This is a genomic window from Ningiella algicola (genome assembly GCF_028401415.2).
Taxonomy (GTDB): Bacteria; Pseudomonadota; Gammaproteobacteria; order Enterobacterales; family Alteromonadaceae; genus Glaciecola.
In genome coordinates this window covers 177,048-192,056 of sequence record NZ_CP171821.2, presented here as the reverse complement: position 1 = coordinate 192,056, position 15,009 = coordinate 177,048, and the positions used below count along the sequence as shown (strand labels likewise).

General features: G+C 45.3%; 10 protein-coding genes. 2 read left to right on the top strand and 8 right to left on the bottom strand.

The window, feature by feature from the left end:
• Positions 1-2 precede the first annotated feature (2 nt).
• The 5 genes from PN836_RS00870 to fabB form a co-directional block, all read right to left on the bottom strand.
• Complete coding sequence (locus PN836_RS00870) at positions 3-3,455, bottom strand: FimV/HubP family polar landmark protein (protein ID WP_415926384.1); 3,453 nt, start codon at positions 3,453-3,455, stop codon at positions 3-5.
• 185 nt (positions 3,456-3,640) lie between these two features.
• Complete coding sequence (locus PN836_RS00865) at positions 3,641-4,657, bottom strand: aspartate-semialdehyde dehydrogenase (RefSeq protein ID WP_395342457.1); 1,017 nt, start codon at positions 4,655-4,657, stop codon at positions 3,641-3,643.
• Between the two features lie 98 nt (positions 4,658-4,755).
• Complete coding sequence (locus PN836_RS00860) at positions 4,756-5,934, bottom strand: 4-phosphoerythronate dehydrogenase (RefSeq protein WP_395342456.1); 1,179 nt, start codon at positions 5,932-5,934, stop codon at positions 4,756-4,758.
• Between the two features lie 63 nt (positions 5,935-5,997).
• Positions 5,998-6,750 (bottom strand): class II aldolase/adducin family protein, encoded by a 753-nt coding sequence (locus PN836_RS00855; protein ID WP_395342453.1) that lies wholly within the window; start codon positions 6,748-6,750, stop codon positions 5,998-6,000.
• A 2-nt stretch (positions 6,751-6,752) separates the two neighbouring features.
• Entirely contained in the window at positions 6,753-7,967 is a 1,215-nt protein-coding gene (gene fabB, locus PN836_RS00850) for a beta-ketoacyl-ACP synthase I (RefSeq protein ID WP_395342451.1), read from the bottom strand.
• A gap of 152 nt (positions 7,968-8,119) precedes the next feature.
• Between fabB and mnmC the strand changes: the two genes are divergently transcribed.
• Positions 8,120-10,246 (top strand): bifunctional tRNA (5-methylaminomethyl-2-thiouridine)(34)-methyltransferase MnmD/FAD-dependent 5-carboxymethylaminomethyl-2-thiouridine(34) oxidoreductase MnmC, encoded by a 2,127-nt coding sequence (gene mnmC, locus PN836_RS00845; protein WP_395342448.1) that lies wholly within the window; start codon positions 8,120-8,122, stop codon positions 10,244-10,246.
• 30 nt (positions 10,247-10,276) lie between these two features.
• Here the strand turns inward: mnmC and PN836_RS00840 are convergent, their stop codons facing one another.
• Positions 10,277-10,738, bottom strand: coding sequence for an SRPBCC family protein (locus PN836_RS00840; RefSeq protein ID WP_395342446.1), 462 nt, complete (start codon positions 10,736-10,738; stop codon positions 10,277-10,279).
• A gap of 142 nt (positions 10,739-10,880) precedes the next feature.
• Here PN836_RS00840 and PN836_RS00835 point away from each other — a divergent pair, with 142 nt between their 5' ends.
• Positions 10,881-12,422, top strand: coding sequence for a hydroxymethylglutaryl-CoA reductase (locus PN836_RS00835; protein ID WP_395342444.1), 1,542 nt, complete (start codon positions 10,881-10,883; stop codon positions 12,420-12,422).
• 103 nt (positions 12,423-12,525) lie between these two features.
• Here PN836_RS00835 and PN836_RS00830 read toward each other — a convergent pair whose 3' ends face one another.
• Positions 12,526-14,454 carry a M56 family metallopeptidase gene (locus PN836_RS00830; protein WP_395342441.1) on the bottom strand — a complete coding sequence of 643 codons (1,929 nt, stop codon included), beginning with the start codon at positions 14,452-14,454 and terminating at the stop codon, positions 12,526-12,528.
• A gap of 12 nt (positions 14,455-14,466) precedes the next feature.
• Positions 14,467-14,862, bottom strand: coding sequence for a BlaI/MecI/CopY family transcriptional regulator (locus PN836_RS00825; protein WP_395342439.1), 396 nt, complete (start codon positions 14,860-14,862; stop codon positions 14,467-14,469).
• Positions 14,863-15,009: the final 147 nt, after the last annotated feature.

Genomic DNA, 15,009 nt, shown 5'->3' with positions numbered 1-15,009 from the left:
CTTTATTCGCGCTCAGAGATTTGCTTTAAAAGCGCTTTTGCCTCATCGGCTTGTTCACTGCTGCCCTTTGAAACAACCTGCTCGAGGACTTCTTTTGCTGCTTCAATATCATCCATATCAATATACACCTGCGCTAAATCGAGGTTACTGGCTTGGTCATCTATTGCATCACTCTCAGAACTATCTATATCTTGTTGGCTATTCTCCGATTGTGCTGCGTCACCATCTTTGTCGCCCATCAGACGGTCAAGTGATTTATTGAGGTCAAGCTCCACATCGTCGTCAGACAACGGGGTTAACGCCTCGCTTTCACTCAGCAAGTCGTCTACGTTAACAAAGTCTTCTGCGCTATTTTCGGCGTCTTCATCTTCAGCTAAAAGCTTGTCGAGGTCTAAGCCAGCATCGGCAAAAGCATCATCTGATTGCGCCTTCGATAATTCTTCAGGCTCTATTGCATCTTGCGGTATGCTTTCTTCTGAATTGATTTCTGATAACAACTCTTCAAAATCTGCACCCTCTATGTCTGCCAACACATCTAATTCAGAATCATCTTGTGTGCCTTGCAGCTCTTTAATATCCTTTGATAGCGTTTTGTCATCTTCCAGCCAATCATCAAGGCCTGGCAAATCAGCCAGAACATCATCCGTATCGTCTGTATCAGATGCGCTGGTGCTTACTTGATTTTCATCTTCTTCAAGGATTGATTCAGACAATTCTGCATTTGCAGCCTCTGATTCAGCACTTTCGTCTTCTACCTCTTCTTTCGTTTGGGAAGGCTCTGACGCTTCTGGTGCTATCTCGTCTTCGGTGTCACGCGGCGCGCTGGGATCCATTTCGCTTAATGAGGGTATGTCGTCCAAAAGTGCGTCAGACGCTGCGTCTGCATCATCTGAATTGCTGTCGTTTTCTTCTGATAGCGCTAGGTCTTCACTAAATTCTTCTAAAAGCGCGTCCAACTCATCTTCCGCTTCGTCTTCTTCTAATTCAGCTAACAAATCGTCTGCGAGTTCGCTGACGCTGTCTTGAGCATCCTGAGAAGCATTTTCGCTATCTGATGTTAAAGATTCATCTAAGTCGATGCTGTCTAAATCGATAGCGTCCTGTGAATCAACGGCTTCGGGTGTGTCCGAATCTTGCTCAGGCGTGTCGCCTTGGGAGTCTTGGGCAAAGCTATCATCTGATTCCGGTAGCTGGGAGTCATCTGCTTCGTCATTTTCAGCAAACTCATCGAGCAAATCATCCAATTCATCACTGGCCTGCTCCTCCTCAAGCTCAGACAAAATATCATCTGCTAAGTCTTCAACTTCAGAAACCGTTTCAGCAACTTCGTTCGGTGGCTGCGCTTCATCAACCGGCTCTTCCTGAGGTACTTGCGTTTCTTGAGCAGGTTGTTCTTGAGGTTTTTCTGGGACTTCAGGCTTCTCTTGTTCTACTGGTTCTTCTTGTTCTACTGGTTCTACTGGTTCTTCTTGTTCTACTGGTTCTTCTTGTTCTTCTTGTTCTGCTGATTCTTCTTGTTCTTCAGTATTAGCTGCATTCGCTTCATCTAAAAGAGCATCTATGTCATCTTGCTCCGTAGACTCTGCCGCACCATACTGAGCAGATTTATCCTCTTTTTCACTTGAATCCACAGGCGCTTGTTGGCCATCATTAGCGTCATTTTCTACTTCGCTTTCATCAGGCTCGTCCTCTTCGACACTCCGGTTGGGATCATCAAGGTCGGCCGTTAGCTCTTCGGCGAGCTTACCAAACTCTTCCGTCGTCTCATTTATAGCAGTCTCGATTTGCTCAATAGCCTCATCATCAAGATCATCTGCTTCATTCTCTGGCACGCCCAAAGGCACGTCACTCTCAACAGCCGCAAGTTTATTTGCATTAGCAGGGCTTGTTTCTTCTTGTTTCGCTTCGTCAGCTTGCTTGGTATCTTCGTCAGTAGGCTGTTTGTCTGCCTCTTGCTCTGACTGTCCAGTTGAAGAACTTTCGCTTGCAATATCGCTTTCACTTTCGATGTGAACACTGTCGCCCTCAGGAACCGCATTTACGTCTGATTCAGCTTGCGCAAGCTCAGGCGTATTTTTGACTTCTTCTACCACATCGTCTTCGTCGTCTTCAAAATCATCAATATCTAAGTCGGTTGTTAAATCTTCAACCACCTCGCGCTGCGCGGGCTTTTCTTCTTGTTTAGGTGGTGTATCTAAATCAATCTCTTGGTTTTCAAAATCGTCGTCATCAAGACTGATGGAGTCAGCGTCAAAACTGACTTCTTCGGTAACTGTCGACTCACTGTCTTTTTGCGGTGCGTCTGGCACGAGCATGTCGTCTTCGGCGGCGTCAAAATCGCCATCACCAACGCCAAGTTCATCAAAACCGTCTTCTAAGTCCGCTGATAAAACATCGTCACCCATTTCTTGCTCAAGTGCTGCCATGAGATCATCAGCATCGTCGTCCATTTCGCCAATGACTAATTCGTCATCTACGATGTCATCGACTTTTTCTTCTTGTGAGGCTTTGCTTTCGTTTACGGGCGCTTCTTGTTTCGGATTTCTTAGTAACCAAAACCCTAAAATCGCCAGTAAACCGATTGAAAAAATGGACGAAAGCGTAATGATCGCAAGTGGGCTGGAAAGCGTGTTTAAAATCGATTCTGATTCTTTGTCAATTTGCCGCTGCTCAGCCTGTTTGACTAGTTCAATGAGCTCTTTTTGCAGAGCCAGTTGCTCGTCTATCTGCTCTTGTACTTCGCCTTCTACTTTGGCGCGTAAATCCGCGATGTCTTGGTTAACAGCATCAAAGCGCTCGTATAAACGACGGTTTTCGTCGAGTAAGGCCTGTACACTGTCAATAGATGATGAAACCTGTTCCTTTACTTCGTTAAATTGGGTCGTTTGCTGGCGATTGAGCGCATTAAGCTGATTTTGTAAGACCTGCTCAGTTTCGCTCAAATCATCTTGATTAACCAGTGGCACTTCTGGTTCAGGCGGCACTGCGGCTGCGTTTAGTACTTCCTGAGGCTGAACAGAATTGGGACGTCCAAATGCACGATCGTCTGCTTCGGCTTTCGCCCGGGCGCGCTGACGATCCATTCGGGCGATAAATTGGTCACTTGGCAACTGCAGCGTCGCGCCATTTACCATGGTGTTGAAATTTCGGTTTTCAAAGGCTTGGGGATTAAGTTGAAATATCGCCAGCATTACCTGATAAACAGAAAATTCAGAGTCTGGTTTATAGCGAGTGGCAATGCGCCAAAGCGTGTCGGTTTCGTCAATTGGGCCGTACACAACTCCGGAGAATGCTTCGGCATTGTTTGTGGGTCCCTGCAGTTGAACTTGAGCAGAGGCTTCAGGCGCATGCAAGCCAAGGTTTAAAGTCATCAGTGCAAACACACTCATGACCATGGCGCGACTGAGCGTTTTAGTAAATTTTGATGCTCGTTGACCTAAAGATCTGACTGACAAATCTCTACACGACAGCCCTTTATTAACGTACCATTTCAAACCTGTGTTAACTCCTAAAGTGCAAACACTTAGCGCACAACCCTTTGTGGGTTATCGGCCTGCAAGGCATTTTATTTAAAGCGTGGCCTCCATTGAGGCAGTTTCGCTCGCATGTATACTCACTTTTATTCAAAATTAATGCGCAATTATAAATAATCGCGCACTAACACTTCTGCAATCTGAACACTGTTCGTTGCAGCACCTTTACGAATATTGTCAGACACCACCCACATATTAATACCTTGCGGATGTGATACGTCATTTCGCACCCGTCCAACGTGCACCCAATCATTGCCGCTTGCGCTTGAGACCTGCGTTGGAAAGGCATCACGCTGCTCGTATAACTTGATGCCAGGCGCGTCCGCCAACAGTTGCTTAACATGCTCTGCATCAGTTTGCTGACGAGTTTCAATATGAATGGCTTCTCCGTGACCGTAAAACACAGGCACGCGAACCGCCGTCGGATTAACCAAGATAGACTCATCACCTAAAATTTTGCGCGTTTCCCACACCATTTTCATTTCTTCTTTGGTGTAGTCGTTATCCATGAAAACATCAATCTGAGGAATAGCGTTAAACGCGATTTGACGGGAAAATTCCTCTCCAGTGACATCCTTTGCGTTGAGCAGTTCGGCAGTTTGCCGCGCCAGCGCTTCCATAGCCGATTTTCCTGCGCCGGACACTGACTGATAGGTAGCGACGTTGATGCGCTCAATGCCCACAGCATCCGCAATCGGTTTTAAAGCAACTACCATTTGGATGGTGGAACAATTTGGATTGGCAATGATGTTTCGATTACGATAGTCTGCCAAAGCGTGACTATTGACCTCGGGCACAACTAATGGAATATCTGGCTCATAGCGATATTGAGATGTGTTATCAATCACGATACAGCCAGCGTCTGCGGCAATGGGCGCAAACTTTTCGGATACGCTGCCACCAGCACTGAAAAAACCAAACTGCACCTTAGACCAATCGAATGTGTCTGCATTGAGCACTTCAATCTTTTTGCCGCCAAACTCAATCTCGCCGCCTGCAGAGCGTTCACTTGCCAGTGGATAAAGCGTACCTATGGGAAATTTTCTTTGTGCAAGAATATCCATGATTGTCTGACCGACTAATCCCGTAGCGCCAAGCACCGCTACATCGTAAACATTTGACATTACTTCATTGTCCTTTCTAGTATTTTTGATTGATTAACATCCTGGACTTTTCGTTCAGCTTTTGCTTTTTATGCGGCAAAACATGCGTTCAAAAAATCCTAAGCGCAGCGACTGTCGTTGGTCAGACTAAAACCTAGCTTTTCTAATATGGCTGCTGCTTTCTTGTTGCCTTGAACATGATCAAGGGGGATACGTGCAGCATGCCATTCACGTCGCACTGGATAGTTGCGACGAATTTCAGAAAACGAATCAGATTTTGCCATGTAGCGGCGAAAAAAACTATCATCATTTTCAATGTCATACATGCAGTCTATGACTTTTGAGACGATGGTCAGAACACCTTGCTCATTGGAGGTGCTCTGAAGGACGGGTTCAAATGCGATATTGCTATCAAATTTGGGTAAAAATTGGCGTAAATCTAGCGATGGGCTGATGTTTAAATGACGACACAAATCACGATAAACCATCTCAGTTCCGTTTGCCTTGCCTTCGAGAGAATGACCTGCAATGTGCGCGGTAGCAAAACTTAGGTAGGGCAGCAAGCGTTTGTCAATACAAGGCTCGCCTTCCCAACAATCTAAAATCAGCCTTGGCATAGAATGCGCATTTTGCTCAAAGCATTCAAGCAAATCCGCGTTGCTTAAGACCTCACCGCGACAAGCATTTATTAAGATTTGGTCAGGGTAAAGGCGGTTTAAAATTTGCTTATTGAACATATGCAGAGTGGGGAAATCACCCTGAGTGACTAAAGGGACATGAAGGCTGATAACATCGCATTTCAACACATCATCAAAGGGTGCACTCTCAAAGTGCTCATCTCGCTGCGCTCTTGGCGGATCGTATTCCACCACCTTCATACCAATTGACTGCAACATAGAAGATAAGGCACTGCCCACATTACCCACTCCAACAATGCCGACAGACTTTGATAGCAGGTCGAAATCGTGTTTAACAGAGAGCTTAAAGAGTCCACAGGTCACGTATTCTGCCACCGCCCGCGCATTGCATCCTCCGGCTGCATACCATTTAATTGAGCGCTGTCTAAGCGCTTGGATATCTATATGATTGAAGCCTGCTGTTGCGGTTGCGACGTATTCAAGATTGGGCGCAGATTCTATCAGTTTAGCGTCAACCTTAGTTGTTGAACGCACCAACAAAGCCTCACACCGAGCCAAATCATCACCGTTTATTTGGCCTGCACAAAAGGCCTTGGCCTTCCCTAGACCGGAGAAAAAGTCAGCAGCGTAAGGCATGTTATCATCAAACAGGATATTCATGTCAGTGTGGACAGTAACAGCTTTGTAAACAGAAAAACGCTTCGAGTATAGTTTAACAAAGTATTAGTCACGAAAGTCTGGACACATTCTATCAAGCTTTCGCAAAATACCAGGCCACGCTAAAGCCCCGCCTGCAGAGCGTGTGACTTCATCAGCTTGAGCTTTAATGCCCGCTAAAATCTTATCGTTGATTGTAATCAGCGGCTGGTTACTCGCTTGTGCTTGTAACTGGATTTCGCAAGCGCGCTGTAAAATAAACATCAACAGAAAGGTATCGGGTATGGTACTGGCACAGGTTAGCAATCCGTGATTACGCAATATCATGAAATTAGTGCTTCCCAAATCTGCCACTAGCCTTACTTTTTCGTCAGGATTAAGCGCCACTCCCTCGTAGTCATGGTAAGAGAGCGAGCTTAAGGCAAACAAAGACTGCTGTGAGTATGCTTGTAAACCGTCTTTAAGCGCAGAAATTGCAACGCCGGCAGTTGTGTGTAGGTGCATCACGCAGCTTGCATCTTCTCGCGACTCATGAACTGCGCTATGAATAACAAAGCCCGCTGGATTGATGTCGTACGGACTGTCTTGCACTTTTTCCCCTTGCAAATTCACCTTTACCAGGCTTGATGCAGTAACTTCTTCAAACAACATTCCATAGGGATTAATCAAAAAATGATGCTCTGGCCCTGGCACACGAGCTGAAATATGCGTAAACACCAAATCGTCCCAGCCATAGTGAGCAATCATCCGATAGCAAGCGGCCAAATCTACGCGCGCTTGCCATTCTTGTTCAGAAACCGACTCTTTTAGCGACTTCATGACTAAGCCCCATATTTTTTAAATACTAAAGAGGCATTGGTGCCGCCAAAGCCAAAGCTATTCGACATCACCAGGTTTAAAGACTGCTCTCTGGTTTCAGTCACGATATCCAAGCCCTTTGCCGCTTCATCTAATTCGTCGATGTTGATACTTGGTGCAATAAAATCATTCTGCATCATTAAAATACTAAATATCGACTCATGCACTCCTGCAGCGCCAAGTGAGTGCCCCGTCATGGATTTGCTAGCGCTAATGGCCGGGCTATTGTTACCAAACAAACTTTGAATGGCTTCTAACTCTTTAACATCGCCTACAGGGGTTGATGTACCGTGCGTATTTAAATAGTCCAAGGGTTCATCTAAGCCATGAAGTGCTTGCTTCATGCAGCGAATTGCACCTTCACCGGAGGGGGCGACCATATCATAGCCATCTGAAGTCGCGCCATAGCCTACCAGCTCTGCATATATTTTGGCGCCGCGTTTAAGCGCATGTTCTAGCTCTTCCACTACCACCATACCGCCGCCGCCAGCGCTCACAAAACCGTCTCGATTAGCATCATAGGTACGCGAAGCAACCGCCGGATTGTCATTATATTTAGTTGAAAGTGCACCCATGCCGTCAAACTGACTCGATAGCGCCCAATGTAGCTCTTCCCCGCCACCGGCAAACACCATGTCTTGCTTTCCTAATTGAATCAGCTCCCAAGCGTTTCCGATACAATGCGCACTGGTGGCACACGCTGATGCAATGGAGTAATTCACGCCCTTGATTTTAAATGGTGTCGCTAAACATGCCGATACCGTACTGCCCATGCATCGAGTTACCATATAAGGGCCTACGCGGCGAACGCCTTTTTCTCGAAGCGTATCCGCCGAGACCACCTGATTATCGGATGACGCACCACCAGAGCCTGCGATAATGCCTACACGCTCACTTGAATACTGAGATTCTGTTAAGCCCGCATCTTCAATTGCTTGCTCCATCGACAAATATGCATAACTTGCTGCATCACCCATAAACCGCAGCACTTTGCGGTCTATATGCTCTCTTAAGTCAATTTGTGGGTTGCCCCAAACTTGACTGCGCATGCCCATATCCGCAAATTGCTGAGAGAAGCGAATGCCTGACTTCCCGGCACGCAGCGACTCAGTAACCTCTTGAGCGTTATTGCCAATGCTCGATACAATACCCATACCTGTGATGACGGCTCGTTTCATTAATCACCTATATAAAACAACTGTTTATCAGTTCCATCAACGCATATACTTATGCTTTTGCGTTAACGCATGTCGAATAGCGCAATATACTGGCATATATCCGTTAACAAATTAAGCAAAGATTCTTAACTTTTGCCATTGAATAGGAATAAATGAAACTCGATTACGCTCAGCTTTCAATGAATGAAAAAGGCACACCTCAGTCTGAGGCATTTGAAGATGTGTATTTTTCTAACGATAGCGGGATTCAAGAAAGCCAATATGTTTTCATAGATGCCAACCGTTTACATGAACGTTGGGCAACATGGACTGAGCCTCGATTTTGTATTGGCGAAACGGGCTTTGGCACTGGGCTAAATTTTTTGCTTACCGTGTTGGCATTTGATAGCTTTTTAGCAGCAAACCCCTACTCCCCCCTAAAACATTTGCATTTTATCAGTGTCGAAAAGTATCCCATCGCACCTGATAAGCTTAAGAGCATCATAGCGCGATGGCCCTCTTTAAAACGCCATTCGGATGAGCTTCTTAGCCAGTATCCACTGCCGCTAAAAGGTATACATCGAATTGCATGTTTAAGCGGCTGCGTGAATCTCGATTTAGTGCTAGACGATGCTGAAAAGGGCTTCGATCAAATTCATTGTCCTGTGGGAGGGCTTGTAAACGCGTGGTACTTAGACGGTTTTGCGCCAAGCAAGAACGAAAGCATGTGGTCTGAAGAGCTGTATCGACAAATGGCTAGATTAAGCGCAAAAGATGCAAGTCTGGCGACCTTTACCGCGGCAGGCGCAGTTAAGCGAGGTTTAGTCTCTGTCGGTTTCAAGGTTGAAAAAATAAAGGGATTTGGCCGCAAATGGGAGATGATTACCGCCGTAATGTCAGATTATCCTAAAGATAATGAAGACGAAACAATGAGTACCCGATTTGCGGAAAAATTTAGCGTGTACTCAAAGTCTCAACCTCCCTATTTTCAGCGTTTATTGAAGCGTGATACTTCAGCTAAACAAATGCAAAAAATCGTTATTGTCGGAGCAGGCATCGCAGGTGCGATCACCGCGCTTAAACTTGTGCAACAAGGGAAGCGTGTGGTGCTTCTATGCAAAGATGATGGCCCTGCCAAAGGCGCATCTGGCAATCCGGTCGGCGGTTTTTATCCACAACTTAATGCAGAAGCAGGAATCAACAGCCAGTTTTTCGTTCACGCATTTTTGTATGCGCGCCGTTTCTATGATTCGCTTCTCAACCAAGGTGCAGAGTTTGATCATCAATGGTGTGGCGTATTGCAGCTGGCATTTAATCAAAATACGCGAACGCGGTTGGAAAAAATTGAAAAAAAGCAATTGTGGCCCAAGCCGCTTGCCGAAGTTGTCAACGCTCAGCAGGCAAGTGACATTGCGGGCATCGCTATTCCTTATGACGCTCTGCATCTTCCCAATGCAGGCTGGATAGCCCCCGTAAGTCTAATCGAGGCCTGTTTGCATTTAGCCTCCAACACTGGATTGCTAGAAATTCATTACCATCATGAGTTCAATACCTTTAAGCATTACTCCTCACACTCACGCTCTTCCAATAAAATTGAAGTGTCAGCGCTACAATGCAATCCACAGAGCGCTGATACACCTATAGAAACAAGGTTCTTCGCAGATGCCTTGGTGCTCGCTTGCGGTCACGAAACGGCAAAGTTAGTTCCCGATGTGCCAACCCGTATCACACGAGGGCAAGTGGAGTGTGCGCCGCCTACACCAAGCACTCAGGCACTCAAGAGCGTGCTTTGCCATAAAGGATACTTCACGCCCGCATACAAGGGCTTACACGCAATGGGCTCCACTTACGTTAAAGACGCTACCCACACCGCACACAGCGCAAATGAGGCAAAAACAAATATTCAAATGCACATTAAAGCCATGCATGACGCGCCTTGGATTAAAGAATTTGGCGAGTACGATGAACACCGTATCAAAGGCAGAGCCGCTATTCGCCTGAGTACACCGGATCACTTGCCCATAGTGGGCGCACTACCTGATATTCAAGCGCAAACGGAACAATTAAAAGGCTTGTATAAAGCGCTTAAGGAACATCATTATCCGCAGGCAAATAATGTGGATAATGTATTTATTATCTCAGGACTTGGATCACGCGGAATAACCACGGCTCCACTGCTCGCCGATGTGCTCGTCAATCAAATATGCGGCCATCCTATTTCGCTGTCCAATAGCCTGTTAAACGCACTTGCGCCGAATCGTTTTCTTGTACGAGAGTTGATTCGTCGCACAGTTAGCTAGGCTGAACTGCATTTCAGCGCAATTGTTGTTCTATGACCAAAGCGCTTTAAGGTTGGTTAAATAAGTGTCTACCATACCGGTAAATTCCATCTTGACTAAAGGGCTCACCGCTAACTGAAATAGGCCCATAATGGGTAAGGTCAGTATCGCTTGTGTCTCAAATGAAATTTCGGTGCCATTTTCAAGCTCTGAGAGTTCCCATTTTCCGGCCACTATCGCATTTCCCTCTCCTTCAATGGGCACCCATTCAATGGTTTTATTTTCGTCGTCGCAAATATATTGGCAGGCGTAGGCGGTTTGAATAATATGAGCGCCTAATGCCACCTTTTCCATCTCCCACAAAAATGTATCGTCTGAGAGTGGGCTTAAGGCTTCCACTTTTGGGAAGTGTGCAGCTGATGCTGGAACGTCTGATAATAGTGAAAACACCGTTTCAATATCTTCATTCACCTCAAAATTCCGATTTACATCAATATTCACTCGTATGGTCATTTCGACTCCTTTTCCTAAAATCTAAAAAACCTAGGCTTAAAACAAGCTTATCCAGATAAGGAAAATTTTTTGTGATCTCTATCAATGTATCTATTGAGAAAACATACATAATTGAAGCATACACGCTCATTAAGGATTGACTATGTTTTTGCCAAACGCCATGCTCAAGCAGCTTTATACTATCGGTAGCCTAAATGTGACAGATGGAGGTTTACGCTTCTCTTTAAAAAATCGCATCAAAAGCGCCCTTTTTCATCAAATTATTGATTTAAGCATAAACAATCAGAGTATCTCAAAACCACAAATCAAGGTTGCCTTTGACTCACAAGAGCCAATTCCCTTAGATGCACTTGAGCGCAAGCAAGGTATTGATTTTCCGCTGGGCTCAGTCTTGAGTGTATACGTTGACGGAAACTTCAATTCACAACCGTCAGTGTTTGATATCAACATCACGCTCAATACTAAACCCTTTGGAGACATCAAATTAAGCCTAAAGGACAAGGTATCCCACGGTGACAAAAATGATGAGGAGATACCACGGAATATCCACAATGACTTTGAACCTGAGATCATCAAAACTCGCCAAAACTATATAAACGAACAAACTGGCTTCACGCCTAAACAGTTGTTCAGTAGCGATGTTGACCTAAACTCCCTCAGTGGCAACATTGAACATTTCTGCGGCGTAGCTCAAATTCCAGTAGGCATAGCTGGGCCAATTAAGGTTAACGGTGAACATGCCAAAGGAGAGTTTCTTATCCCACTGGCAACGACAGAGGGGACATTAGTAGCCTCTTACAATCGCGGCATGAAACTGCTTAATAAATCAGGCGGTGTTAAAGCAACCGTAGTCAATGATGCGATGCAGCGCGCACCAGTCTTTGTGTTTGATGATGCCAGAAAAGCGAAAGAGTTTGGCGAGTGGGTCACCCAACATATTCAAGACATTCGACATCAGGCCGAAGCCACCGACCCATTTGTAAAACTGCACGACATTGAGATTTACTATTCAAATAAATTTACGTTTTTGCGCTTTAATTTTAAAACCGGCGATGCAGGTGGTCAAAACATGGTTGGACGAGCTACTTATGTGGCCTGCGGCTGGATACTTGAGCAGTACAAAGGCGTGAATAACTTTTTCCTTGAATCGAATATGGCGACAGATAAGAAATCCTCGTTCATCAATATATTGAATACAAGAGGTAAAAGAGTGGTTGCTGAAGTGACGATCAAAGCTTCGGATTTAATTGACATCATGCGTGTTGAGCCAAAATTAATTGCACAGCATCAGCGCGTTGCCTCAGTCGGCTCATTTTTAGCGGGCGTGAACAATAACGGCTTACATGCGGCAAACGGCATTACCGCGATGTTTATTGCCACCGGCCAAGATGTTGCGAATGTGTCGGAATCATCCGCCGGCATCCTTTATGCCGAAGTTAACGATGACGGAGACCTATATTTGTCTATCACTCTACCCTCTTTGATTGTTGCCACCTGCGGTGGGGGAACCGGCTTGGGCACACAAAAAGAATGCCTGCAAATGTTGAACTGCTCAGGCCCGGGCAAAGCCCTGAAGTTTGCAGAAATTGTTGCGTCAGTAGTGCTTGCCGGTGAAATATCCCTCGCATCGGCTATTTCATCCTTAGACTGGGTCACGTCCCATGAAGAGCTTGGGCGAAATTAGGCTGAGATTATCGGTAACAATTAAAAGTAAAAGGAGCCAACCAGCTCCTTTGTAATGCGCCTGCTAATGGTCATGTTATATAGCTTATAAGCGTTTGCTCCGGTTATAAGGAAGCAAGCACACTTTCAAACTGACCTATCATTTGTGCGTTGCCTTCACTTGGATAAAGCGCTTGACGTTTCTTTGCAGTATCAACAGCTTCCTCCCATCGCTGCACCTTTGCATATGCCATCGCAAGCAGTGCATACATAGTGTCGCTAGCTTCTTGTTCTGTTGCGCGTATAGATGCCATGTGCTCGGTAATGAAAATTATGGCCTCGTCGAACTGATTTGACTTAGCGAAAGCAGTTGCCATGATCTCGTTGTCGGACGCTGACATGGGCTCCCCCGAGCGCGCCTCGCTATTTTCATAAAAATGAATTACTTCTCGCCACTGATTATTTTTAATATAAGCAGTCAACAACAAATTATATTCGCTCTTGCTAAACGGCAGGCCTTTCGCCTCCCTATCTTGAAAATATATCTCTGCGTGGCTCACCGCTTCAACGTAATTGCCAAGCTTTAGGTTAGCCGTTGCCATTAGCTGATGTTGCTGAGCGGATAAGGGCTCTCCCGTATAGGCTTGAAGAGCGTCACTGTAGCGGGTCGCACCTTTCCAGTCTTTGACTTGAACTGAAAAATAAATCGCATTCTCGTGTAGATTCCTTACTCTCGCTTCGCTCACGCTATCAACATAAAGGCGTGCTTTATCAATATACTGTTGAAGCTCCTCTGGGCTAATACCTGCGCTTGCCCCCGACGTAGCTAACATTTCGTATAGTTGAAATTTAACGGGTTCTGAGTAATGAGCGTCGTCTTGAGTATATTGTTGCAGATATTCGTAAGCCGCAACAAAATCACCCTTTGCGAATAGTGTCGTGGCCTCTGCAAACGGATCTGAGGTGTCGATATTGCTCGACTGCTGCAAAATAGTGTTGACTGTCATTGAGCTTCGCGATGATGTTTCTTGTTGCAAAGATTGAGCTGATGGCATTTCTTCTAGCGCAGAGGTGTTTGCAGAAGCATGCTTAACCAGAGGACCAGCAAAACTATTCGACAAGCCCACAAAGGCAATGCCTAGCGCGGCTAATGTACATACTGCTATATATCGTTTTTTCATGTGACGTTCCTCGTTGAGTAACAAAATTCGCTTAATGGTTAGGCTACGGCTTTGATGCATGGCAACCGTTGCGGGAAGTGTGTGCTTTATGCACTGGTATTGAAGGCTGAGTTTGATTAGTGATTGCTGATAGTGGTTTTTGTCCAGCATCTTCCGACACTGCTCATCGCAACTGACCTCTATTTCTTGTTTGGCCATTTTTACTAAGTATTGAAGCAGCGGATTAAACCAAAATAGACAGCGCAGAGCGTGCAGCATCAATATGTGAAAATGATCATGCTGTTTTATGTGCGTCAGCTCATGGCTTAACACCGCCGCTATCTCTTGTGAATCACTTATCTTTTTGTTGACCCAAATTTTAGGCTCGATAAGGCCGAGTGTCATTCCTAAGCCACTTGCTTCGCCCTGATAAATATTGATAGAGGCATCAGGATATTTCGTGCTTTTCCATAGATGATTTGCTAGCTGTGCGTCTCTTATAAGCGAGGATTGCCAGCGACGTAGATTCAGTAATGAATAAACGAGATAGACAGCACCGAGGAGCACAGCAGAGATAAATACTATCTGCCCATACCACACGAAATCCAATGTATTGAACCATGCTGTTAGACTAAAACCGGACGGCGTACTTTGTGATGCCGCAACGTTCACAAACTCAAAATTCAAATCGATATCAATTAGCAAAGCCTGCTTAATAAATTCGGCTGAAGGTTGAGCTATGCTTAACTCAATCAGGGGCCAAGGCACGAGCCAAAACAGGCTGGCCAATACATACATGTAAAATCGAAGTCTACTTGGAGCTTGCCTAAGGGCATAACATGCAATCACACAAATCGTAAAAATTACCGTGTTGGTGACAAAATATGCAGTCATAGTCCGTCCTCCTTATCGATGTTTTTTGTTTTCAAGCATGGCTTGTAAAAGCGCAATGTCTTTTTGGTCTAGGTCTTGATTTTCGATTAAATGCGCAATCATATTCTTCGGATTACCATCAAATAGGCGGTCTAAAAAACCTTTTACAATTGGTTTAGACAGACTGGCTTGCTTGATAATAGGTGCATACAAAATCGTTCTACCCACTTGAGAATGTCTTTCGATGGCTTGCTTGGCTTCAAGGCGGTCAATAATGGTTTTGACTGTCGAATAACTTACCTGCCGCTTTGCGACAATTAACTTATGCATTTGTGGAGCCGACAAGGGCTGCTCGTCCCAAAGCAAACTCATTACGTCCAGCTCGAATTCACTGAGCTTCTGAGGATGGTCGTGCTGATGTGATGTCATAATGACTCTTGCCTCTACACTTGTAGCTTTATATCTACAAATGTAGAGATAAGTGAGAGAATGTCAAGTACTTAAATGAAACAAGACTGTCAAGTAAGGCAATTATACTTAGTTTGATATCGCTGCAACGCAGGCCGTTAAAGACTT